This window comes from Streptomyces sp. NPDC054863 (assembly GCF_053610825.1).
This window is the reverse complement of record NZ_JBSGZD010000015.1, coordinates 14,626-37,406: the sequence shown is the minus strand read 5'-3', so window position 1 is coordinate 37,406 and position 22,781 is coordinate 14,626. Positions and strand designations below refer to the sequence as shown.

Sequence of the window (22,781 nt, the reverse complement as noted above, 5' to 3'; positions counted from 1 at the left end):
CTGGGTATTTGATAAATTTCCCGAGCTCATTCCTTTCCTTTCCAGTGGATCCGAACGGGTACGCTCCACATTCCGGAGCGGCGCCATGGAAAGAAATCAGCCACTGGCTCGGAAGCATCCGGAATTCTTGATTCCACATCAACTCGGCACTTCCGGCAGCCCCGTAGCACATGTCGCACGCACATCCGATCACGCACGCCCTCTGTCGGATCCGGGGCTCCCGCGCGCATCATGAGGTCGAGTTGGCCCGGTCCGCGGACTGCGAGGGGGCACGATGGGCACGGAGACCGTCGAGACGGCCGGCGCACCGCCGGCGCGGGTCCAGCGACCCGGCCGGGTGGTGGTGGACTGGCTGACCACCACGGACCACAAGAAGATCGGCCACCTCTACCTGATCACGTCGTTCGGCTTCTTCCTGATCGCCGGGCTGATGGCCCTCATGATGCGGGCCGAACTGGCCCGCCCCGGCCTCCAGCTGATGACCAACAACGAGTTCAACCAGGCGTTCACCCTGCACGGCACCATCATGCTGCTGCTCTTCGCAACGCCGACCTTCGCCGGGTTCGCCAACGAGATCATGCCGCTCCAGATCGGCTCGCCCGACGTGGCGTTCCCCCGGCTGAACATGCTCTCGTACTGGCTGTTCCTCTTCGGCGGGCTGATCGTGCTCGCCTCGCTGATCGTGCCGGGCGGCCCGGCGAACTTCGGCTGGTTCGCCTACGCACCGCTCAACAGCATGGTCCGCTCCCCCGGCATCGGCGCCGACCTCTGGATCATGGGCCTCGCCCTGTCCGGCTTCGGCACGATCCTCGGTGCGGTGAACTTCCTGACGACCATCATCGGGATGCGCGCCCCCGGGATGACCATGTTCCGGATGCCCATCTTCACCTGGAATGTGCTGTTTACATCGATTCTGGTGCTGGTTGCGTTCCCGGTGCTCGCGGCGGCGCTGCTGGTCCTGGAGGCGGACCGGCGGTTCGGGTCGATGGTGTTCGAGGCCGAGTTCGGAGGTGCGCTGCTGTGGCAGCACCTCTTCTGGTTCTTCGGGCATCCGGAGGTCTACATCATCGCGCTGCCGTTCTTCGGCATCGTCACCGAGATCATCCCGGTCTTCTCCCGGAAGCCGATCTTCGGGTACGTGATGCTGATCGGCGCGACGATGGCCATCACCGGTCTGTCGCTGGTGGTGTGGGCGCACCACATGTTCGCGACGGGCGCGGTGCTGCTGCCGTTCTTCTCGTTCATGTCGTTCCTGATCGCGGTGCCGACCGGGGTGAAGTTCTTCAACTGGACGGGCACGATGCTCAAGGGCTCGCTGTCCTTCGAGACGCCGATGCTGTGGTCGGTGGGGTTCCTGGTGAGCTTCCTGTTCGGCGGTCTCACCGGGGTGATCCTGGCGTCGCCGCCGCTGGACTTCCACGTCACCGACTCGTACTTCGTGGTGGCGCACTTCCACTACGTGGTGTTCGGCACGGTGGTCTTCGCGACGTTCGCCGGGTTCTTCTTCTGGTGGCCGAAGTTCACCGGCAAGATGCTCGACGAGCGGCTCGGCAAGATCCAGTTCTGGACGCTGTTCGTGGGCTTCCACACCACCTTCCTGGTGCAGCACTGGCTGGGCGCGGAGGGCATGCCGCGCCGGTACGCCGACTACCTGGCGGCCGACGGCTTCACCGTGCTCAACACGATCTCCACGATCGGCGCGTTCCTGCTCGGGCTGTCCACGCTGCCGTTCTTCTACAACGTCTGGAAGACCGCGAAGTACGGCAGGAAGGTCGACCTGGACGACCCGTGGGGGTACGGGCGTTCGCTGGAGTGGGCGACGTCGTGTCCCCCGCCGCGGCACAACTTCGTCACCCTGCCGAAGGTCCGCTCGGAGTCCCCCGCGTTCGATCTGCACCACCCGGAGGTCGCCGAGATCCAGCGGATGTCCCAGGTCGATCCGGGGCCCCTCGATCCAGAGCGCGCCCGAGGAGATCACGGGCCGCAGTGATCCGCTCCGTCAGCTCCACCGGCTCGACCACCTCGAACTCAAGGCCCGTCAGCAGCACATGGATCACCAGGACGTCCATGCTCTGTGCCCCCGTGCGCAGCAGGCAGCTCTCCGCGCTCTCCGCCTCCAGCACCCCGTCGCTGGGGCCGACCACCTCCCGCGCCGCCTCAAGAGGTACGAGCAGGCGCAGCACGGCAGTTGCCCGGTAGGCCGCCGTGGAGACGCCCTGGGAGACGTACGCGGCGAGGTCGTCGGCCGGGGCCTTGCGCGGCGTGAAGCGCGGCCCGTGCGGCGGCTTCGGGGTGATCCGGTCGGCCCGGAACGTACGCCAGTCGGCGCGGTCGGTGTCCCAGGCGACCAGGTACCAGCGGCGCTCGGTGCACACCAGGCGGTGCGGCTCCACGGTGCGGCGGGTGGCGTTGCCCTCGTGGTCGCGGTACTCGAAGCACAGGCGCTCGGAGTCCCGGCAGGCGCCCGCGAGTTCGGTGAGGACGGCGGGGTCCACCGGGTCGGCGCGGCGGCCGTGCAGCATCGGCACGGTGAAGGCGTTCAGGGCGCCGACGCGGCGGCGCAGCCGGTCGGGGAGCACCTGCTCCAGCTTGGTGAGGGCGCGCACCGAGGTCTCCCCGATGCCTTCGATGCCCTGCCCGGCGGCGGTGCGCAGACCGACGGCGACGGCCACCGCCTCGTCGTCGTCGAGGAGCAGCGGCGGCAGCCGGGCGCCGACGCCCAGCTGGTAGCCGCCGCCGGTGCCGGGGCTGGCGTGGACGGGGTAGCCGAGTTCACGGAGCCGGTCGACGTCGCGCCGCACGGTGCGCGGGGTCACGCCGAGCCGGTCCGCGAGGCCGGGTCCTGTCCATTCGCGGTGGGCCTGGAGCAGCGAGAGCAGACGCAGCAGCCTGGCCGAGGTCTCCAACATGGAACGGAGTCTGCCAGGCGTTGCGGACAGCTTCGGTCCGCGGTGTGCTGACCTCTTGAGGCGATGTCAGGGGTGGTGACACCTCTTGAGGTGACGTCAGGGGGTGGTGACCTGGACGGCGAGGTCGTTGTCGAGCGTGAAGTACGGGAAGGCGACGGTCTTGCCGGTGTCGCCGACGGGCAGTACCGGGTACTTGATGACGGCCTGCTTCTCCGCGATGTCGTCCAGGAGCCTGGCCAACCGTATCGGCGGGGTGCCGTCGGACGCGGTCAGCCAGAGGTCCCAGATCCAGGTGGCACCGTCGCGGCCCTCGTCGAGGGAGGCGTACGGCAGGGTGAACACGAAGGTGTGCGCGCCTTCGTCGCTCCCCGAGGCCGTCACGGGCTCCCGGTGGACCCGGTCGCGGTCGCCGCGCAGCCGGGCCTCGACGGCCGTGTCCCCGTCCGCCTCGACCCCGTACAGCCGCCCCTCGACGGTCATCGTGGCGCCGTCCGGGGCGAAGACGATGTCGCCGGCCTCGGCGTGCGGGGAACGGCGCCAGCTGCGGACGGCGAGACGGCCGTCGGACGTCGCGTACGGGATGCGGACGGCGACGGCCTCGGTGCGCGGGTCCGGCGTGCGGTCGACCAGGGCGCGCAGGTCGCGCAGTCCCGGCCGGACGGTGAGGTCGCTCCCGCCGCCGTACACATGGGCCTCCCAGCGGCCCTCGGGAAGGTCGACGGTGCTGGGCAGCACGGCCCGCAGCCGGCCGTGCGCCACGGGGGTGAGCGGCAGCCGTACCTCGCCGCCCGCCGCCCCGCCGGTGCGCCGCAGCACCAGCGCCGCGTCGGGCGCCGCGGCGGCTGCCACGTCGAAGGTGACCCCGCCCGCGGAGTCCGCGGTGCAGTCGGCGCGCGGGGCCGCCGGGGTGCCTGCCCCGTCGGCCGGGGCCGTCGAGGGCCGGGAGGAGGGAGAGCTGGTCATGCGGTACGCCCTTTCCGGAGCGTGGAGACGACCTTGCGGCGCAGGGTGAAGGCTTCGTCGATGAGGACACTCGGCGCGCGGTGAAGGTTGTCCCGCAGCGGGCCGCGGTTGCGGTCGTTGGTGCCGCGGGCGACGAGGTCGGCATAGAGCGCCGCGTGCCGTTCGGCGATCTGTCCGGGGTCGAAGCGCGCGGAGTTCTCCAGTGCCGCCCGGCCCATCCGCTTGCGCAGCGCCTCGTCCTCCATGAGGGCGAGGAGGGCGCGCGCGACGGCGTCGGCGTCGCCCATGGGGACGAGGCGACCGTCGACGCCGTCGCGGATGATCTCGCGGGGGCCGTGCGGGCAGTCGGTGGAGACCACGGGAAGTCCGCAGCGCATGGCCTCGACGATGGTCATGCCGAAGGCTTCGAGGTCGGAGGTGACGGCGGCGATCGACCCCTTGGGCCACTCCGCCTCAAGAGGGTCGGCGATGCCCATCAGGAAGACGTGGTTGTGCAGGCGCAGCTCGTGGACGAGCCTGCGCAGTCCGGGGGCGCTCTCGCCGCCGCCGTAGATGCGCAGCTTCCAGTCGGGGCGGACGGCCACGACCTGGGCGAAGGCCCGCACCAGCAGGTCGTAGCGCTTGCCCGGGGTGAGCCGGCCGGCGGCGATCACCCACTTGCTGTCGCCGTCGGAGGGCGGCAGAGAGGCCGCCGGGATGCTGTTGGCCATGGCCTCGATGCGGACGCCGGGCAGCTTCAGCCTGGTGCGGTACGACCGTGCGTCGGCCTCGGTGACGGTGGTGACCGCGTCCAGGAGTGCGTACTGGTAGCGCAGCTCGCGGCGCAGCCGGAAGCGGTGGCTGTCGAGGGTGAGGTGCTCCTGGGCGATCCGCACCGTGTCGCGGCGGGCCTGCCGGGCGATGTGGACGTTGAGGCCCGGCCGGGTGCCGACGACGACGTCGGTCTTCAGCTCCTGGAGGTGGGCGCCGATCCTCCGGTCGGTGAGGCGGCTGTACTGGTGGTGCCGGCCGTCACCGGCCGGGAAGACGCGGGCCGGGCGGGCGTGGTCGGGCAGGTCGCCTTCGTACCCGGGGTTCTTCTTGCGCAGGTCGACGAGAGGGGTGATCCGCACTCCGGCGGGGGCGCTCATGGAGGGTTCGTCGCGGTGCCTGAAGACCGACGTGATCTCCACGTCGTGGTGCTCGGCCAGGGTCTGGGCGAGGTTGAACGTGGTGCGGATCGTGCCCCCGACGGCATAGGCGTTGTGGAGCAGGAAAGAGATGTGCATGCGCCGGTGTGTCCCCCTGGTCTTCGACGGCCCCGGACGGCCCGTCGCAGGGCCCTCCGCCGTTCCTCTCGGTGAGAGGACTGTACTTGTCCCTTCGTCGGCGGCGCAGGTGCAGAGCCCTGCTTACGGACGGTGGGGCAGCTGCGGGACGGTGAAGCAGTTCCGGTTCATCTCTCCCTGCGTCACCCAGCCCGCGCCATCCTTCCAGCGTGCCACGGACAGGCAGGTACGGCGCTCTGCGGGCGGTACGGGTGTGGGGCTGTACTCGACGGGAAGGAGCAGGCCGCGGGCGGTGTAGGGCTGCTCCTTGCGGTTGAGGTACCGCTCGACACACACGCGGGTGGGAGCGCTCCCGGGCGCATCCCCGGAAGCGCTCCCAGGGCCGTCCCCCGGACCATTCCCAGGAGCGTTCCCCAGGCAGGAGAGGGCGGCGTCGGTGAACCACATGGCCGCCGCCCACCCTTCGAGCTGCCACTGCGACAGTGCCCGCTCGTTCCGGCCGCTCCTCTTGAGGAGGCCCTGCACGGCGGTGCGGAACTCGCGGACCTGCGGGTCGTCCTTGTCGTCGTGGTTGCGGCTGCCGCCGGTCACCCACAGTGCGTTGCGGCAGCGGGGTGCGTCCTTGTAGTCGTCGGCGACGGTCGCGGACCAGTTCTGTACGTTCGTGACCTTGGCGGTGACGGCGGCGCCCACGGCGTCCATCGCCTTGCACAGCTGGGCGTTGCCGTGGGTGTCCATGGCGTCGAACACGAGGTCGGCGCCCTGCTCCTTCAGGTCGGCCGCCACGGCGCGGAAGTTGGGCAGCGCGAAGTCGACCTGCTCCTCGACGACGGTGTACCCCTCGGCCCGCAGCCCCTGCACGGTGAGACGGGCGTACGAGGCGGACGACGCCTGGTTGTACGAGACGACGGCGGCCGTGCGCGCCCCGTGCGCCTTCTTGAAGTAGCGGTAGACCTCGGTGCCGCCGTACAGGGTGCCGTTCCAGCCGGGCTTCGCGCCCGGCCCGCCGGTGCGGGGGGCGAGGCTGCCGTAGATGCCGTACAGGTGCGGATGGGTGTCGTACGCGGTGCCGATCGGCTGGCCGCCGATGTCGGGGACGCCTGCGGCCGAGACCAGGGGGGCGCCCGCGTAGTCGAGGGCGGTGGTGGCGACGAGGGCGAACACCTTCTTCTCCTCGATCAGCCGGCGCACGCACTCGGTGTTGCCGATGCCGCTGCCGCCGTCGTCGCAGGTCTCCACCCGGACCTGGCGGCCACCGATGCCGCCGCGGGAGTTGAGCAGGTCGAAGTAGGCGCGGGCGCCGTCGCCGGGTCCTGTGAAGGCGTCGCCGCCGACCGGGCTGGTGGCGCTGGCGACGATGCCGACGCTCAGGGGCGGGGCTGCGGGGGCGGCGGTGGACGGCTCCTCGAAGTCACTCTCGGGCAGGCGGCTGCCGCAGGCGGCGGCGCACAGCACGAGGAGCGCCGCCAGGGCTGCGTACGCCGGGTTCCGGAAGAGGGCCAAAGGCCGTTCGGATGCAGCTCCCTGGAGCCGTTCAGCAGCCCGGGGCAGCCGCATTGCCGCTCAGCTTGACGAGGGCGCACAGGGACTTCACGGACACCTTCCAGGTGTTGTCCTGGAGGACCGCGGTGCCCTTGGAGCCCGGCAGCACGGGCGTGCCGTCGAGGAGCAGGTCGTACGTCACCTCCGCCTGGGTGACCGAGTTGAACCGCACGTCCTTGACCTGCGCCGAGCTCTGGCCGCCGCGCTTGTCGTTGTTGAAGGCCATCAGCAGCGGTTTGAGGAGGGTGCCGTTCTCCAGGACCTTCGCCTTCTCGTCGGTGGAGACCGCGGGGTCGAAGAACGTCGTCCAGTTCTTCTCGACCTGCCGCCTGGCCGCCGTGGTGTCGGCGGGGCCGCTGGCGGACGCGGAGTCGGAGGGCTGGGGGTCGACGCCGCCCGTGCCGGTACCGGCATCGGCACTCGGCGTCGCGCTCACGCTGTTCTCGGGCGTCCTCGGTGGATCGCCGCCGTCGTCGCCGCACGCGGTGGCACCGGAGGCCAGGAGGAGCACTGCTGCCGCCGCGCACGCAGCGGTCCGGGAATTCCTGCCGACGAGCATTGCGCCCACCACCTTCAGGGTCGGTCCCACTCAGGGCATAGTGCAAGGAATCGTCCGTGTTGGACAGGGGGCGCGATGCGCAGAGCACCGTATGTGTGGGCCGCACTGGGCGCCGTCTGCTGCGGTGCGGTGCTGTGCGTGCTGGGCTGGTACGGGGTGTCCGGCGAGCGGTTCACCGCCCGGCAGGTCCCCTACCTGGCGTCCTGCACGCTGCCCGGCGCGGCACTGATCGTGGCGGGGGCGGTGCTGCTGGCCGGCCGGGACCTCGGCGGCCGGTTCAGGGACGCCGAACCGGAACCGCCGCTGCCGCAGGAGGAGGGCCGGTTCCCCTCCTCCGAAGGACCGTTGCTGCATCTGCCGGGCGGCACGCTGGCCCACCGCCAGGACTGCCCGCTCGTCATCGGCAAGCCGGAGGCCGCCCCCGCGGCGGGAGTCCGCGACCTGGCCCCGTGCCCGGTCTGCGAGCCCGAGCACCTCTATGAGGAGCCCGAACACCTCTTTGAGGGCGGGTCCGCGAGCAGCGGCGACGGGGCCGGGAGCCCCGCACCCGGCAGCGGGACCGGGACCTGACGTCCGGTGTCCTCCCTGACGTACGACCTCACCCTGGCCGGTCTGGCGATCGGCAGCGCCGCGGCCCTGTCCGGCATCGGCCTGATCGTCACGTACCGGGCGACGGGGGTGCTGAACCTGGCGCACGGGGCGGTGGCCATGTTCTGCGCCTATGTCGTGCGGCAGTTGGCGGTGGACTGGCACTGGCCGGTGCCGCTCGCCGCCGCCACCACTCTGCTGCTGGTGGCCCCGGCCGTCGGTCTCCTCCTGGACCGCGCCGTCTTCCGGCCGCTCTCCGTCCGCGGCACCGATCCCGCCCGCACCCTGGTGGCGTCGATCGGGGTGTTCGTCCTGCTGATCGGCGGGGCCGCGCTGCTGTGGGGCGAGGGCGCCCGTGCGGACGCGCCGGAGCTCTTCGGCGACTCCCCCTGGCCGCCCCTTGCCGCCGTGCTGCTGCTGTCCGCCGCGGTGGCGGCCGTCACCCGGTGGACCCGCTTCGGCCGCGCGCTGCGCGCGGTGGTGGACAACCGCCGCCTGGCCGTCCTGGGCGGCATCGACGCGGACCGGGTGGCGGCGGCGGGCTGGGCGTTCGGCGCGTTCACGGCGGGCCTCACCGGCGTCCTGCTCGCCCCGTACGTACGCCTCGACCCGTACGGCCTGCCGCTCCTGGTGGTGGAGGTGATCGCGGTCGCGGCCCTGGCCCGGATGCGCAGCCTGCCGGTCGCCGTCGCGGCGGCGCTGCTGCTCGGCGTCGCCCAGGCCCAGCTGACCCGTCTGCATCCGGCGGGCTGGCCGGGCCCCCTGGTCCAGTCCGTCGGCGCCAACCTCTTCGTGGTGGCGCTGCTGGCGGCGGCCCTGCTGTTCCCGACCCCGGGCCCGGCAGCGCCGTCCGCCCACCCGGCAGCGTCGGCCGCGCCGCCCCGGCGGTCCCGTCCTCCACGGCCGGCCGCAGCCTTACGACCACGGCGGGCCGAGACCTTACGAGCCTTACGATTCCCGGCCCCGCGCCCCCTCCCCCTGCTCGCCGCCGTCCTGTTCGTGCTCCCCCTCGGCCTGGCCGGCGACGGCCTGCACTCCGCCCTGCCGGTGCCCGCGACTGCCGTGATCCTGTTGTCCCTGGTCGTGGTGAGCGGACGCGGCGGGCAGATCTCGCTGGGGCAGGCGGCGTACGCGGGGCTCGGCGCGCTCTTCACCGCCCTGCTGGCGGACGGCCGGCTCCCCGGACTCCCTCCCCTGCCCGAACTGCCCTCTCTGGCGCTCTCCGTGGCGCTGACTGCCCCTCTCGGCCTCCTCATGGGGTGGCCCGCGATCCGCCGCCACGGACTGGCGCTGGCGCTGACGACGCTCGCGTTCGGGGTGGCGGTGAGCCGCTTCGTCCTCGACCAGCCGTACGCGACGGCGGGCCTGGCGGTCTCCCGCCCGGCCGGCTTCACCTCCGACCGGGCCTACTACGTACTGGAACTGGCCCTGCTCCTGATCTGCCTCCTCCTGGTCGCCCGGCTCCGCCGAGGGCGCTCGGGACGTGCCCTGGCCGCCCTGCGCGACCACGAGGAGGGTGCGTCGGCGGCAGGCGTACGGGTGCCGGCCCTCAAGGTCCTCACCTTCGTCGCCGGAGCCGCCCTGGCCGCGCTCGGCGGCGGGCTGCTGTCCATGTCGGTACAGGCCTTCGACCCGACGGCGTACGACCCGGTACGCGGCCTGCTGTGGTTCGCCGCGGTACTGGTCCTGGGCGCGGACAGCCTGCTGACGGCGTGCACAGCGGCGCTCCTCCTGGTGGCCCTGGACGCGGGAGCCACGACCGGCCTGGCGGCGGTACTCATCGGCCTCCTGGCCCTGCTCCGCCCGCTCCTGCACGGACTGCGCAGCCCGGCCCGCACAGCCGGCACAGGCACCCGGCTCATGCCCTCCGCCGCGTCGGCGCGGGCTCTTCCCGAGGCGCGGGTACCTCCCGAAGCGCGGGTACCTACAGAGGCGCGGGTTCCTCCCGAAGCGCGGGTACCTAAAGAGGCGCGGGTTCCTCCAGGGTCTCGGATTCCTCCCGGGTCGCGGAGGCAGGCGGGCACGGGCGGACCCCCTCGCCCCGGCGTGCCTCCCGCTCCCCCCGCCCAGCTCCCCGACGGCTCACGCTCGCCGGGGCTGCCCCGTGACCGCTTCCGGCGTACGGAGCCCCGCCCGCCCCAGCGCCCCCTCCGCGCCCACGGGCTCCGTCTCTCCTACGGCGGCTTCCTCGCCCTCGACTCCGTCGGCCTCACCGTTCCGTACGGCAGCATCACCGCCCTCGTCGGCGCGAACGGCGCCGGAAAGAGCACCCTGTTCCACTGCCTCTGCGGCACCCTGCGCCCCACCTCGGGCCGCATCGAGCTGGACGGCACCGACATCACCCGCCTCGCTGCCCACACCCGCACCCGCCTCGGCGTCGCCAGGACCTTCCAGCAGCTCGCCGTCTTCCCGTCCCTCACCGTCGAGGAGAACGTCCTCCTGGGTGCCGAGCACGGCCACCGGCGCGAGCGTTCCGCCGTCGAACCCGCCCTCCGGCTGCTCGCCCTCGACGGCCCCGTCCGCCACCGCCCCGCCGCCGGTCTGCCCACCGGCACCCTCCGCCGCGTCGAGCTGGCCCGCGCCCTCGCGGGCCGCCCGCACACCCTCCTCCTCGACGAGCCCGCCGCGGGCCTGGACGCCGCCGAGACCGCCGCCCTCGCGCGCGTGCTGGCGGCGCTCGCCGCCGACGGCACCGCGGTCCTCGTCGTCGAGCACGACCTCGACCTGGTCGCGGACATCGCCGACACCGTCCACACCATGACCGCCGGATCCCTCGTCTCCGGCACCGCCGCCGCCCGCACTGCCGCCACCACGACCGCAAGGAGGACCCACCGGTGACCGTCGAGATCGAACTGCGCTCGGCCCGCGTCCGCTACGGCCCCCTGGAAGCCCTCCACGGCGTCGACCTCGCCGTCCCGGCCCGCTCTCTGACCGTCCTCCTGGGCCGCAACGGTTCCGGCCGTACGACCGCCCTGCGCGCCCTCGCGGGCACCGTCCCCCTCAGCGCCGGGCGCGTCCGCTGGCGGGGAGCGGACGTCACCCGGCTGCCCGCCCACCGCCGGGCCCGCCGCGGCCTGTGCTTCGTACCTGATCTGCAGGCGGTGTACGGGGGCCTCACGGTCGCCGACAACCTCGCCCTCAACACCCCGCCGGGCGCCACCACTTCACCCGCCCTGGAGGCCTACCCCGCGCTGCGCCCGCTCCTGGGCCGCCTCGCGGGCACGCTCTCCGGCGGCGAACAGCGCATGCTCGCCGTCTCCCGCGCCCTCCTCGCCGCCGCGGCCCCCGGCACCGCCGCGCGGGCCCGCACGCGCGTGGTGCTCGTCGACGAGCCCACCCTCGGCATGTCGCCCGACACGGCGGCTCGTACGTACGCACTCCTGGCCGCCCTCAGCACGACGGCAGCCGTCGTCCTCGCGGAACAACGGCTGCCGGCCCTGCCCGCCCCGGGCCCGGTGTTCGTGTCCGAACTGGACCGGGGGCGGGTCGCGTTCACAGGAGAAGCGGCGGAGAGCTCACGGGCCCCGCAAGGGCGCGGCCCGGTCCTGAGCCGTCCGGGACGACCAGCCAGGTGCCGGCGTTGAGCCCGTCGGGGCTGGACCCGATCATGTCCTTGTTGGCCTGGTAGAGGGCCTTCCAGCCGCCCTTGACCTTGTACTTCGCGGCGATCGACGACAGCGTCTCGCCGGCCTTCACGATGTGGATGCGCCGGTCGCCGAGACCGTACCGCTTCGAGCAGTCGGGCCAGGCCGCCCATCCCTGCGTCGTCAGGACCTGCTCGGCGACCTTGATCTGCTGCTCGCGGGTGGCGAGGTCGGCCCGGGGCGCGTACCCGAGGCCGCCGTGCTCCTCCCAGGTCGGCTGCTCGAACTGGAGACCGCCGTAGTAGTCGTTGCCCGTGTTGGTCTTCCAGTCTCCGCCGCTCTCGCACTCGGCCAGGCAGTTCCACGGCCACTCGCTCGCGGCACACCGGTAGGGTCCGAACCCCCTTTCGACGGGCGGTGGCTGGACGGTCGGGCAGGCGCGGGCGGCAGTCGCGGCGGACACCGGGGAGAGGGCGAGCAGCGCGCCGAGTACGGCGCAGGACAGAAGACGCAATCGTGGCTTCAGCACCTGGTCACCCCATCACCGTCCCGTCCACGCGCGCGCGTGCCGCGCGGGACGCCACCGGGCCCCACCCGGTCGGGCGACCGGACGGGGCCCTCGGGCCGGCACCAGGGAAACGGCGCGTGCCCGCAGGCGCGGACCTCCGACGGCTCGGGCCTGCCTCCGAAGGTCCGGGCCTCAGATGTTGAGCCGCAGCCCCGGCACGATCAGGTCCGGGTTGCCGCCGACGACGGCCCTGTTGGCCGCGTACACCCGCTGCCAGCTCGTACGGTGCGCCCGGGCGATGGAGCCCAGGGTGTCGCCGGACCGCACCACATAGCTGCCGCTCCCGGCCGTGGGGGTGCGGCCCGCGCCCCGGTCGGCCCGCTGCGGCCCCCTGTCCGCCTTCGCCGTCCTGGATTTCACGGCCTGGGGCGCGGCGGGCGCAATCGTGCTGGGCGCGGCGCCCGACGCCCCCGCCCGGCGCGAGCAGGCGGGCCAGGCGCCCCACCCCTGGGTGCGCTGGACCTTGGTGGCGACGGCGATCTGCTGGGCCTTGCTCGCCCGGTCGGCGGTACGGGCGTACGCCCCGCCGCCGTGCGCGCGCCAGGTCCCGGCGGAGAACTGCAGTCCGCCGTAGTAGCCGTTGCCGGTGTTGATGTGCCAGTTGCCACCGCTCTCGCACTGGGCGATGCGGTCCCACACTCCGCGGTCCGCCGCCTCGGCCTGCGGGCCGGTGGCGACGATCAGAGCCAGCGGGGCCACCAGGGCGGCCCCGACGAGCGCTGCGGTCTCACGACGGCGGTTGCCGCGGCGTATCGCACTGGAACATGCGGTCATGGAATCCCTCTCGCAGGACCCGGACTCCCCCTGGGCGGTACGGCCGTGAACGCGTCCGGCGCTCCCGTGCCGTGCCGCCCCGCCCGCCGGGGGTGTTGCTGGACGGTGCGTTCCGGCGGGCGTGTCCGGGCGGTGCTCGATGCACACGGCGGTGGAATCTATGGACCCGCACGCCCCGTTATCAACCAAGTCCTTGTCATTCCAGGCCAGTTGCCCACTACCCCCGGTAACAGCCAATTCCGGACACCTGATTGATTCGTCAATATCATTGATTTGTCGACCCGATGGACAGTCGATCTGTGACCCACCTCACGGCCCCAAGTTGCTTGCAAACAGCAGGCACTGACGTGGAGTGAGTGCTTCCGCGCCTCGGTTCACCCTCCGCGCCGGATGAGTCGATTCCGTTCCCCGTCCCGCGTGACCCCTGCCACAGATCACCCGTTGTTCTGTTGACGCTCCGGGAACCGCCCGGCGCCAGCACCCAGTTCGAGGAGCCACCCGTGTCGCGCATGCTCGACGTCAGCGACGACGTACGCGCCGAGATCGGCGACGTAGAAGCCGACCGGCTGCTCGCCGGCGAGAACGCCCCCGGCGGTTACGACTGCACCTCCTGCCGCACCCCCGGCGACTCGGGGCAGGAGGCCACCAGCACCGTGCTGTTCGTCGGCGAGGAGACCGCGGTCCTCGCCTTCGCGCACGCCACCTGCATCCCCTCCCAGGTCGTCCCGGTCTCCGAGGAGCAGCTGCAGGGCGCGGTCCGCTCCATCACCGCGAGCCAGGACGGCTCGGGCGGCGGCGCCGACGGAGAGTCCGAGCAGGCCGTGCTCGGGGTGACCAGCGGCCTGGTCCTCATCGAGGGCGAGCTGCGGCCCGCGCTCGTCGTCGAACCGACCACTGCCGTTTCCCGCCCCGGCTCGAACAGCGGCGACGAGTTCCTGCCGCTCCTCGTCGAGCAGGGCTTCCTGCCGGTCCCGGACCTGAGGTCGGTGCCCGCCCTGCTGCCCGGCTGGTCCGTGCTGCTCGCCATGGGCCAGCTGCACGCCGTGCTGCAGCCCGGCACGGCGGGCGGCAGCCCGGTCGCCTGGTGGCAGGCGCACCGTCCGCTCCAGGTCACCGACTCCTGGCGGGCCGCGGCCAACAAGTCGCAGAAGATCCTGGTACTGGCCGCCCCGATCGGCTCCATCGGCCAGCAGCCGCGCGAGGACCTGCTGCGCACCGCCCTGGACAAGGCGGCGGCGAACGGCCTCCTGGTCGCGGCGACGATGCCGCTGGCCGGCACCTGACAGCCGCTCCGGCTCCTCAGCCGTAGCCGGTTCACCCGCATCCGAGAGGCAGTGGGGTCGTTGGCACAGACGTGCACTCATACGACCCCACTCGCCCGTACCAGAGCCAGATCCCTGCCATGCGGCCGTCGCAGGAGGCTCCGCCGCACCCCACGTTCACGCCGATCTACGACGCGCTGTACTCCGAGTACCGCAGGTCCTTCCGGGCCCTGCCCGGCGACCGGAGCGGCGAGGAGGACCTCGGCTTCACGGCCTTCAGCACGGGGCCGGGGAGGGGCCACGGACACGTCGGCGGCTACCAGGGGCACCCGCACACGCCGCAGCACACGCCCTACCCGCAGCACCTCAGCACCTGGCAGAACCTGCACACCCAGCACAACCAGGGGCGGCAGCACACCGGGAACCATCTTCCCGCCGCACTGCCGCCCGCCCCCCGCAGGGGCTTCTGACGCCTCAAAGAGGCGGTACCGCTACTTGTTCCGGCCGCGCTTCTCGCGCACCCGCACCGAGATGTGGATCGGCGTTCCCTCGAAGCCGAACTCCTCGCGCAGCCGGCGCTCCACGAAGCGCCGGTAGCCGGCCTCCAGGAAGCCCGAGGCGAACAGCACGAACCGCGGCGGCTTGGCACCGGCCTGCGTCCCGAACAGGATGCGGGGCTGCTTGCCGCCGCGGACCGGGTGCGGGTGGGAGGCGACGATCTCGCCGAGGAAGGCGTTGAGGCGGCCGGTCGGAATGCGGGTCTCCCAGCCCTCCAGCGCCGTCTCGATCGCCGGGACCAGCTTCTCCATGTGACGGCCGGTGATGGCGGAGACGTTGACGCGCGGGGCCCAGGCGACCTGGGCCAGCTCGGTCTCGATCTCGCGCTCCAGGTAGTAGCGGCGCTCCTCGTCGAGGGTGTCCCACTTGTTGAAGGCCAGGACGATCGCACGCCCGGCCTCGACGGCCATCGTGACGATGCGCTGGTCCTGCACCGAGATGGACTCGCTGGAGTCGATCAGGATGACGGCGACCTCCGCCTTCTCCACGGCGGCCGCCGTACGGAGCGAGGCGTAGTAGTCAGCGCCCTCCTGCATGTGCACGCGGCGGCGGATGCCCGCGGTGTCGATGAACTTCCAGGTGATGCCGCCGAGCTCGATCAGCTCGTCGACCGGGTCGCGGGTGGTGCCCGCCAGCTCGTTGACGACGACGCGGTCCTCCTTCGCCACCTTGTTCAGCAGCGAGGACTTGCCGACGTTCGGACGGCCGATGAGGGCGATCCGGCGCGGGCCGCCGAGCGGGGTGCCGTTCGCGAAGACCTGCGCGGGGGCGTCCGGCAGGGCGTCCAGGACGGCGTCGAGCATGTCGCCCGTACCGCGGCCGTGCAGGGAGGAGACCGGGTGCGGCTCGCCGAGGCCCAGGGACCACAGGGAGGCGGCGTCGGCCTCGCCGGACAGGCCGTCGACCTTGTTGGCGCACAGCACGACCGGCTTGCCGGCCTTGCGGAGCAGCCGTACGACGGCCTCGTCGGTGTCGGTGGCGCCGACGGTGGAGTCCACCACGAAGACGACCGCGTCCGCGGTCTGGATCGCGTACTCGGCCTGGGCGGCGACCGCGGCGTCGAGCCCCAGCACGTCCTGCTCCCAGCCGCCGGTGTCCATCACCTTGAAGCGGCGGCCCGCCCACTCGGCCTCGTACGAGACGCGGTCGCGGGTGACACCGGGCTTGTCCTGCACGACGGCCTCGCGACGGCCGATGATGCGGTTCACCAGGGTCGACTTGCCCACATTGGGGCGGCCGACGACGGCGAGCACGGGGAGCGGGCCTGCTGCGGCCTCGCCGAGGGCGCCCTCGATCTCTTCGGGGTCGAAGCCCTCTTGCGCGGCGAGCTCCATGAACTCCGCGTACTCGGCGTCGCCGAGCACACCGTGGGCAGTGCCCTGCTCGGGTCCGTGCTCGTCGCCGGAGTGAATCTGGTCGTTCATGAAGTCCGTTCCTCATTCATCATCGATGGGCCGCGTTTCTCCGCGACCCACTACTCAAGTCTCGCCCACCGGCGGGCCGGGCGCTAACGCCCGTGCCCGCGGAGAGGCTTCGTCAGCGCCCGGTGAGGCGCCTGGCACCGGCCAGGTGGGCGGTGAGCCGCTCCTGGATCCGTACCGTGGCCTCGTCCAGCGCCTTCCTCGTACGCCTGCCGCTGCCGTCACCGGCCTGGAAGGCGTCGCCGAAGACGACGTCGACCCGGCTGCGCAGCGGCGGCAGTGCCGGTATCAGCCGGCCCTTGCGCTCCGTGCTGCCGAGCACGGCGACGGGGACGATGGGCGCCCCCGACCGTACGGCGAAGTACGCGAGCCCTGCGCGCAGCGAGGCGAAGTCGCCCTCGCCGCGGCTGCCCTCGGGGAAGATCCCCAGCACTCCGCCGTCGTCCAGCACGCCCAGCGCGTCGGTGATCGCGTTCCGGTCGACGCTGTGGCGGTCGACCTTCAGCTGTCCGATGCCCCGCAGGAACGGGTCGAGCGGCCCGACGAAGGCCTCCTTCTTGATGAGGAAGTGCACCGGCCTCGGCGCGGTCCCCATCAGCATCGGCCCGTCAATATTGTGCGCGTGGTTCACGGCGAGCACGACAGGACCGCAGGCCGGGACCCGCCAGGCGCCCAGCACCCGGGGCTTGAACAGGCCGTACATCAGCCCGATGCCGATGCCCCGCCCGACGGCGGCACCGCGCTCGCTGCGCTCCGTCACTTCCCGGCCCGCTTCTCCTCGACCAGGGTGACGACGCATTCGATGACCTGGTCGAGGGTCAGCTCGGTGGTGTCGACCTCGACCGCGTCGGCGGCCTTGGCGAGCGGGGAGGTCTTCCGGCCGGAGTCGGCCGCGTCCCGCTTGATCAGGGCTTCCTTGGTGGCAGTGACGTCGGCGCCCTTGGTCTCGCCGCTGCGGCGGGCCGCGCGGGCCTCGGCCGATGCGGTGAGGAAGATCTTCAGGTCGGCGTCGGGCAGCACGGTGGTGCCGATGTCGCGGCCCTCGACGACGATGCCGCCCTCGGCGGCGCGGGCGATGTCGCGCTGCAGCTCGGTGATCCGGGTGCGCACCTCGGGGACGGCGCTGACCGCGCTGACCCGGGAGGTGACCTCCTGGGTGCGGATCGGGCCCGCCGCGTCGACGCCGTCGACCGTGATGGTCGGGGCACACGGGTCGGTGCCCGACACGAGGGTGGGCTTGGCCGATGCGGTGGCCACTGCTGCCGCGTCGTCGACGTCGACCCCGTTGTTCAGCATCCACCAGGTGATCGCCCGGTACTGGGCGCCGGTGTCCAGGTAGCTGAGGCCGAGCTTGGCGGCGACTGCCTTGGAAGTGCTGGACTTGCCCGTGCCGGAGGGGCCGTCGATGGCGACAATCACTGCGGCCGGGGCGGTCCGGGCGGCGGTTTCCACGGTGTCGGACACCTTCCTGGTACACGGGGCGGGGGAGGCAGGCTGCACTGCTGCCAACCATCTACGGTACCGGCTGAATGGCGTACCCCTTACGGCCGGTGCCGCGGCGCCCCCCGCGGCCCTGCCCGGAGCACCGCGGCGGCCCCCCGCGGCCACGCTCGGACGACCGCGGCACCTCGTGCGGCTCCGCCCGGATTACCGCGCGCCCCCTGCGGCTCCGCCCGGACGACCGTGCGCCCCCGCGGCTCCGCCCGTCAGCGCGGGCGGGGCCCCCTACCGGCGCAGCGACCAGCCCCGCTCCACCAGGCTCCGCGCCAGCGGGTCCGCCGCCGCCGGCTCCACCATCAGCTGCACGAGGCCAGCCTGCTGCCCCGTGGCGTGTTCGATGCGTACGTCCTCGATGTTGACCCCGGCCACGCCCGCGTCGGCGAAGATCCGGGCCAGTTGCCCCGGCTGGTCGTTGATGAGGACCGCGACCACTTCGTACGCGGTCGGCGCCGATCCGTGCTTGCCGGGCACCCGCTCCCGTCCCGCGTTCCCACGGCGCAGGACGTCCGCGATGCCGTGGGCGCCGCCGCGCCGCTTCGCCTCGTCCGCCGACTGCAGGGCGCGCAGCGACTCGACGGTCTCGTCGAGGTCGGCGGCCACCCCGGCGAGGACGTCGGCCACCGGCCCGGGGTTCGCGGAGAGGATCTCCACCCACATCCGCGGGTCGGACGCCGCGATCCGGGTCACATCGCGAATGCCCTGGCCACAGAGTCGTACGGCCGTCTCGTCGGCCTCTTCGAGCCGTGCGGCGACCATCGAGGAGACGAGCTGCGGGGTGTGCGAGACGAGAGCGACCGCGCGGTCGTGCGCGTCGGCGTCCATGACGACGGGGACCGCCCGGCACAGCGCGATCAGCTCCAGCGCCAGGTTGAAGACCTCGGTGTCGCTGTCGCGGGTGGGTGTGAGGACCCACGGGCGCCCCTCGAAGAGGTCGGCCGATCCCGCGAGCGGCCCGGACTTCTCCTTGCCGGCCATCGGGTGCGTACCGATGTACGGCGTGAGGTCGCAGCCCAGCGCCTCCAGCTCGCGGCGGGGGCCGCCCTTCACGCTGGCCACGTCGATGTACCCGCGGGCGACCCCGCGCCGCATGGCGTCGGCGAGCGTGGCCGCCACGTGCGCGGGCGGTACGGCGACGATGGCGAGGTCCACGGGCCCCTCGGGCGCCTCGTCCGTCCCGGCGCCCAGGGCGGCGGCGGTGCCCGCCCGGTCCGGGTCGTGGTCGGTGAGGTGGACGGTGACGCCGCGCGCGGCGAGGGCGAGGGCCGCGGACGTACCGATCAGGCCGGTGCCGATGACGAGTGCGGTCCTCACTGGGCGATGTCCTTGCGCAGGGCGGCGGTGGCGCCGAGGTAGACGTGCTGGATGTCCGGCTTGGCGAGGCCGGTCTCGGCATGCGCCAGGATCCGCACGACGCGCGGCATGGCGCCGTCGATGTCGAGCTCCTGGGCGCAGATCAGCGGTACATCGACGATGCCGAGGCCGCGCGCGGCGGCGGCCGGGAAGTCGCTGTGCAGATCGGGTGTGGCCGTGAACCAGACGCTGATGAGGTCGTCGCCGGTCATCCCGTTGCGCTCCAGGACCGCGGTGAGCAGCGCGCCGACCTGCTCGCCCATGTGCCCGGCCTCGTCCCGCTCCAACTGGACGGCTCCGCGGACCGCTCGTACCGCCACGTCGTACTCCTCGGTGCAGTGCTCAGTGCTGTGTGTGCTGCGTGCTGTGCGTCGTACGTGCTGTGTACTGGCAGCCGCGTGTTCAGAAGATCTGGTCAGCGTAGTCGGCCCCACCGACAACGGCTCCGGCCGCCCACACCGTCGTACGTACGAGGGCGGGCGGCCGGAGCCGTGCGAGGGACGTGCGGTGCGTGTCAGAGGCCCTGCTGCTTGACCAGGTCCTCCAGCGAGGCGGCCTGCGGGAGCCGGCCCTCCGGCGTGAGCTTGTCGACCGCCTGCGGGAGCGCCTGCGCGAGGGTGTCGGCGGCCTCCTGCCGGGTCACGCCGGCCTGCTCGGCGGCGTGCGCCAGGGCGTCGTCGGGGAGGGCCTGGGCGACCTGCTCGCCGCTGACCGCCTGGTTGTCGCCGGTGCCGATCCAGGACTGGGCCTGGTCGCCGAGACCGGACTTCTGGAGCATCTCCATGAGGCCGCCGAGCGGATTGCCGCCCTCCTTGCCGCCCCCGCCGAGTGCGCCCAGCAGGGAGCCGAGGATGTTGCCGGCGCCACCGCCTCCGGAACCGGAGTTTCCGCCGCCCAGGAGGCCGCCGAGGAGACTGCCGAGATCGTTACCCGCCATGGTCCTGCCTTTCGAGGAGGTCGAGTCGAGGAGATCGAGCGGTCGAGAAGGTCGAGCCCGGTCTCAGACTCGTCAGACTCGTTCAATCTCGCCCAGATGGCGTCATGCTGCCACTCAGACGGATCTGTCTCCTCTGTCCGAACACCCACCCCGTCCGTCCTGGCTATGGACGGACGGGCCCCCGGTCCGCTTGCATGGTGGATCCGGCACCGCCTACCCGGTGTCGCGGGGAGGCCCTCAATGAAGCGCTCCGGTCCCCTCTACACACTCCTCGCGGGGCTGGTCCTCGCCGTCTTCATGCTGTCGCTCAACGCGACGACGGGCACGAAGAGTTCGGGTTACGGAAGCGGTGGCGCGGCCTCCGCGCCGCCGAGCCCGACGGCTCCCACGGCCCCGCCACCGCCGTCCGCCCCGCCCGCCGCCTCCCCCGCTCCCTCCTCCGTGCCGCCCTCCGCGGTGCCGCCGTCCCCCACGGCGGCCGGTCCCGAGACCGTGTACGCGGGCCGCACCGCCGACGACACCGCCGCCGTGTCCATCTCCGTACGGGACGGCAGGGCGGTGGCGTACTACTGCGACGGCCGCACCCAGGAATCCTGGCTGAAGGGCAATGTCGAGGAGGACGGCAGCATGCGCCTGACCGGCAAGAACGGCACCGAACTCGAAGCGTCCACCCGCGGCGGCAAGGTCACGGGAGAGGTCGAAGTGGAGAGCCGGAAACAGGACTTCACCGCGGCGAAGGCGGTCAAGCCTTCCGGTCTCTACCGCGCGACGAACGAGGTGCGCGGCACGAAGATCGACGGCGGCTGGATCGTGCTGCAGGACGGCCGCCAGGTCGGCATCTTCACCCGCGACGGCAAGCCGTACGCCGCCCCCGAGATCGACCCGGCCACCGGAGCCGTGGCCATCGACAACGCCTGGCTCACCGCCCGCCCGGTCCTCCCGTAGAGCCGCCGGGTGACACGGGAACCGTCCCCGAGCACCGCCCAGGGAAGTGAGATCGACATGAGCAACGTCGACCCCAACGCTCCGACCGCCTCGTTCCCCTCCCCCGCGACCGGCCACGGCCGCCCCGGCCCGGCCCGCTGGCTCGTGCCGGTGCTGGTGGCGGCAGCCGTCGCCGTCGCCCTCGGGGCGTACGGCAAGGTCCACGACCCGGCCGGTACGGCGTTCAACCTGGCCGGCTTCAGCAGCACGAGCGCGGTGAAGTCCTGGCTGGCGACGGCCGCCTTCGTCTTCGCGCTCGCGCAGGTCCTCTCCGCGCTGGCGATGTACGGGCGGCTGCCGGGGGTGCGTACCGCCCCCTGGATGTCGGTCACACACCGTTGGTCGGGCCGGATCGCGTTCCTGCTCGCCGTGCCGGTGGCCGTCCACTGTCTGTACGGTCTCGGTTTCCAGTCCTTCGGCAGCCGTGTGATGTGGCACTCTCTGGCGGGCTGTTTCTTCTTCGGTGCGTTCAGCGCCAAGATGCTGCTGCTGCGGGCCGAGCGGCTGCCCGGCTGGCTGCTGCCGGTGGCCGGTGGCCTGGTCTTCACCGTCCTGACGGTGGTCTGGCTGACGTCGGCGCTGTGGTTCTTCCGTACTTTCGGCTTCACCACCTAGACGTCCACCTGGGCGTCATCATCCGGCCGTCACCTCATAGAGGCGCAGGCGCACTCGTCATAGAGGCGCAGGCGCACTCGTTCCTCTCGTCCTCGTACGTCCTCGTCGTAAGGGAGCCAGTTCCATGCACAATCCCACAACCCGCCGAACGGTCCTCGCCGCGGCGGCAGGTACGGCTGCCGTACTGGCCACCGGCTGCACCAAGTACGGCGACGAGGGCGGCCCCGAAGCCCCGAAGTCCTCCGGCGAGCCGGCCGCCCCGCCCTCCTCGGGCGCCTCGTCGGGCGATTCCTCGGGCGCCTCTTCGGCACCGGAGCCCGCACCGTTGGCGGCGACGTCCGACATTCCGGTGGGCGGCGGCAAGGTCTTCAAGGAGGAGAAGGTCGTCGTCACGCAGCCCGTGGCCGGCAGCTTCAAGGCGTTCTCGGCGACCTGCACCCACCAGGGCTGCTCGGTCGCCGACGTGGCCGGGGGCACCATCAACTGCCCTTGCCACGGCAGCAAGTTCCGGGTCGCGGACGCCTCGGTGGCGGGCGGCCCGGCACCGCAGCCGCTCCCGCCGCGCGCGATCACGGTGGAAAGTGGGTCGATCCGGCTGGCCTGACCGGCCAGAATCCGCACATGACCGCACCCGTCCCCCCTGCCTCCTCTGCTCCTCGTCCCTCCGCCGCCTCTCCTGCCTCCCCTGCCGCACTGGTGCGCGACCACACCATCTACTCCTGCGTCATGGGCTCGCGCGCGTTCGGTCTGGCGACGGAGGAGAGCGATACGGACGTACGGGGAGTCTTCGTCGCCCCCACCCCGCTCTTCTGGCGCTTCGACAAACCGCCGACGCACGTCGACGGCCCCGCCGAGGAACACTTCTCGTGGGAGCTGGAACGCTTCTGCGACCTGGCTCTGCGCGCCAACCCCAACATCCTGGAGTGCCTGCACTCCCCGCTCCCCCTGCACACGGATCCGCGCGGCGAGGAACTCCTCTCCCTCCGCTCCGCCTTCCTCTCCCGCCAGGTGCACACCACCTTCGTCGGGTACGCACAGAGCCAGTGCCGAAAGGTCGAAGCCGACGTACGCCGGTACGGCGCCCCGCGCTGGAAGCACGCCATGCACCTGCTTCGCCTCCTCACCAGCTGTCTCGCCCTTCTCCGTACGGGTGAATTGACGCTCGACGTGGGTGACGCCCGCGAGTCCCTCCTCGCCGTCAAACGCGGCGAAGTCCCCTGGCCGGAGATCGAAAACCGCCTGAACCGCCTGGTCACGTCCGCCTCCGAAGCCGAGCGGACCAGCCCGCTGCCGCCCCTCCCCGACCGTGCCCGGGTGGAAGACTTCCTGATCCGTACGCGCCGCGAGTCGGCTCTCGCGTACGCGGAGTCGATGTAGGACACCTCTGGGGAGGACCCGG

At 72.3% G+C, this 22,781-nt stretch carries 22 protein-coding genes and 1 pseudogene; 10 read left to right on the top strand and 13 right to left on the bottom strand.

Translation table 11 applies throughout. The features are described 5' to 3' along the window. Positions 1-274: 274 nt before the first annotated feature. Positions 275-1,945, top strand: a pseudogene (gene ctaD / locus ACWGIG_RS05410) (aa3-type cytochrome oxidase subunit I); the annotation flags it as partial. Here the strand turns inward: ctaD and ACWGIG_RS05405 are convergent. The 5 genes from ACWGIG_RS05405 to ACWGIG_RS05385 all read right to left on the bottom strand — a co-directional run bounded on the left by ACWGIG_RS05405 (position 1,851) and on the right by ACWGIG_RS05385 (position 7,271). Beyond that, on the bottom strand, positions 1,851-2,909 hold the full coding sequence (locus ACWGIG_RS05405) for a helix-turn-helix transcriptional regulator (RefSeq protein WP_453320194.1): 1,059 nt from the start codon (positions 2,907-2,909) through the stop codon (positions 1,851-1,853). The pseudogene ctaD and the gene ACWGIG_RS05405 overlap by 95 nt on opposite strands. A gap of 96 nt (positions 2,910-3,005) precedes the next feature. Then, on the bottom strand, positions 3,006-3,872 hold the full coding sequence (locus ACWGIG_RS05400; protein WP_453320193.1) for a transferase: 867 nt from the start codon (positions 3,870-3,872) through the stop codon (positions 3,006-3,008). Then, a complete protein-coding gene (locus tag ACWGIG_RS05395; protein WP_453320192.1) occupies positions 3,869-5,140 on the bottom strand; it encodes a glycosyltransferase family 4 protein in 1,272 nt (423 codons plus the stop codon). The genes ACWGIG_RS05400 and ACWGIG_RS05395 overlap by 4 nt, the downstream gene beginning before the upstream one ends. A 123-nt stretch (positions 5,141-5,263) precedes the next feature. After that, on the bottom strand, positions 5,264-6,643 hold the full coding sequence (locus ACWGIG_RS05390) for an ABC transporter substrate-binding protein (RefSeq protein ID WP_453320191.1): 1,380 nt from the start codon (positions 6,641-6,643) through the stop codon (positions 5,264-5,266). 31 nt (positions 6,644-6,674) lie between these two features. Next, on the bottom strand, positions 6,675-7,271 hold the full coding sequence (locus tag ACWGIG_RS05385) for a hypothetical protein (protein ID WP_453320190.1): 597 nt from the start codon (positions 7,269-7,271) through the stop codon (positions 6,675-6,677). A 45-nt stretch (positions 7,272-7,316) separates the two neighbouring features. Between ACWGIG_RS05385 and ACWGIG_RS05380 the strand changes: the two genes are divergently transcribed. From ACWGIG_RS05380 to ACWGIG_RS05370, 3 genes are read left to right on the top strand one after another with little or no spacing between them, the layout of a single operon-like run. Further along, positions 7,317-7,811, top strand: coding sequence for a hypothetical protein (locus ACWGIG_RS05380; protein WP_453320189.1), 495 nt, complete (start codon positions 7,317-7,319; stop codon positions 7,809-7,811). Positions 7,812-7,817: 6 nt separating this feature from the next. Next, the gene (locus tag ACWGIG_RS05375; protein ID WP_453320188.1) at positions 7,818-10,667 is read left to right on the top strand and encodes an ABC transporter permease subunit; all 2,850 of its coding nucleotides are present in this window, start codon (positions 7,818-7,820) and stop codon (positions 10,665-10,667) included. After that, a complete protein-coding gene (locus tag ACWGIG_RS05370) occupies positions 10,664-11,413 on the top strand; it encodes an ATP-binding cassette domain-containing protein (RefSeq protein WP_453320187.1) in 750 nt (249 codons plus the stop codon). Before ACWGIG_RS05375 ends, ACWGIG_RS05370 begins: the two co-directional genes overlap by 4 nt. Here ACWGIG_RS05370 and ACWGIG_RS05365 read toward each other — a convergent pair. Both ACWGIG_RS05365 and ACWGIG_RS05360 read right to left on the bottom strand, forming a co-directional pair. After that, on the bottom strand, positions 11,322-11,927 hold the full coding sequence (locus tag ACWGIG_RS05365; protein ID WP_453320186.1) for a LysM peptidoglycan-binding domain-containing protein: 606 nt from the start codon (positions 11,925-11,927) through the stop codon (positions 11,322-11,324). The two genes, ACWGIG_RS05370 and ACWGIG_RS05365, sit on opposite strands and share 92 nt — an antisense overlap. Positions 11,928-12,113: 186 nt before the next feature. Next, a complete protein-coding gene (locus tag ACWGIG_RS05360; protein ID WP_453320185.1) occupies positions 12,114-12,755 on the bottom strand; it encodes a LysM peptidoglycan-binding domain-containing protein in 642 nt (213 codons plus the stop codon). Positions 12,756-13,255: 500 nt separating this feature from the next. Here ACWGIG_RS05360 and ACWGIG_RS05355 point away from each other — a divergent pair, with 500 nt between their 5' ends. Both ACWGIG_RS05355 and ACWGIG_RS05350 read left to right on the top strand, forming a co-directional pair. After that, positions 13,256-14,038 carry a hypothetical protein gene (locus tag ACWGIG_RS05355; RefSeq protein WP_453320184.1) on the top strand — a complete coding sequence of 261 codons (783 nt, stop codon included), beginning with the start codon at positions 13,256-13,258 and terminating at the stop codon, positions 14,036-14,038. A gap of 119 nt (positions 14,039-14,157) precedes the next feature. After that, entirely contained in the window at positions 14,158-14,487 is a 330-nt protein-coding gene (locus ACWGIG_RS05350; RefSeq protein ID WP_453320183.1) for a hypothetical protein, read from the top strand. A 21-nt stretch (positions 14,488-14,508) separates the two neighbouring features. On the opposite strand, the gene der is transcribed toward ACWGIG_RS05350, so the two are convergent. From der to ACWGIG_RS05320, 6 genes are all read right to left on the bottom strand, one after another. Beyond that, positions 14,509-15,999 (bottom strand): ribosome biogenesis GTPase Der, encoded by a 1,491-nt coding sequence (der, locus tag ACWGIG_RS05345; protein WP_453320182.1) that lies wholly within the window; start codon positions 15,997-15,999, stop codon positions 14,509-14,511. Between the two features lie 112 nt (positions 16,000-16,111). Then, a complete protein-coding gene (locus ACWGIG_RS05340; protein WP_453320181.1) occupies positions 16,112-16,795 on the bottom strand; it encodes a lysophospholipid acyltransferase family protein in 684 nt (227 codons plus the stop codon). Next, complete coding sequence (gene cmk, locus ACWGIG_RS05335) at positions 16,753-17,460, bottom strand: (d)CMP kinase (protein ID WP_453320180.1); 708 nt, start codon at positions 17,458-17,460, stop codon at positions 16,753-16,755. The genes ACWGIG_RS05340 and cmk overlap by 43 nt, the downstream gene beginning before the upstream one ends. 261 nt (positions 17,461-17,721) lie before the next feature. Then, positions 17,722-18,807, bottom strand: coding sequence for a prephenate dehydrogenase (locus tag ACWGIG_RS05330; protein ID WP_453320179.1), 1,086 nt, complete (start codon positions 18,805-18,807; stop codon positions 17,722-17,724). Further along, on the bottom strand, positions 18,804-19,166 hold the full coding sequence (gene aroH, locus ACWGIG_RS05325) for a chorismate mutase (RefSeq protein WP_453320178.1): 363 nt from the start codon (positions 19,164-19,166) through the stop codon (positions 18,804-18,806). Before aroH ends, ACWGIG_RS05330 begins: the two co-directional genes overlap by 4 nt. A gap of 194 nt (positions 19,167-19,360) precedes the next feature. Continuing rightward, positions 19,361-19,783 (bottom strand): YidB family protein, encoded by a 423-nt coding sequence (locus ACWGIG_RS05320; protein ID WP_453320177.1) that lies wholly within the window; start codon positions 19,781-19,783, stop codon positions 19,361-19,363. Positions 19,784-20,023: 240 nt separating this feature from the next. Here ACWGIG_RS05320 and ACWGIG_RS05315 point away from each other — a divergent pair, with 240 nt between their 5' ends. The 4 genes from ACWGIG_RS05315 (at position 20,024) to ACWGIG_RS05300 (ending at position 22,759) form a co-directional block, all read left to right on the top strand. Beyond that, positions 20,024-20,728, top strand: coding sequence for a hypothetical protein (locus ACWGIG_RS05315; RefSeq protein WP_453320176.1), 705 nt, complete (start codon positions 20,024-20,026; stop codon positions 20,726-20,728). Between the two features lie 57 nt (positions 20,729-20,785). Then, positions 20,786-21,382 carry a DUF6529 family protein gene (locus ACWGIG_RS05310; protein ID WP_453320175.1) on the top strand — a complete coding sequence of 199 codons (597 nt, stop codon included), beginning with the start codon at positions 20,786-20,788 and terminating at the stop codon, positions 21,380-21,382. Between the two features lie 124 nt (positions 21,383-21,506). Further along, on the top strand, positions 21,507-21,986 hold the full coding sequence (locus ACWGIG_RS05305) for a Rieske (2Fe-2S) protein (RefSeq protein WP_453320174.1): 480 nt from the start codon (positions 21,507-21,509) through the stop codon (positions 21,984-21,986). Between the two features lie 17 nt (positions 21,987-22,003). Further along, complete coding sequence (locus ACWGIG_RS05300; RefSeq protein WP_453320173.1) at positions 22,004-22,759, top strand: nucleotidyltransferase domain-containing protein; 756 nt, start codon at positions 22,004-22,006, stop codon at positions 22,757-22,759. Positions 22,760-22,781: the final 22 nt, after the last annotated feature.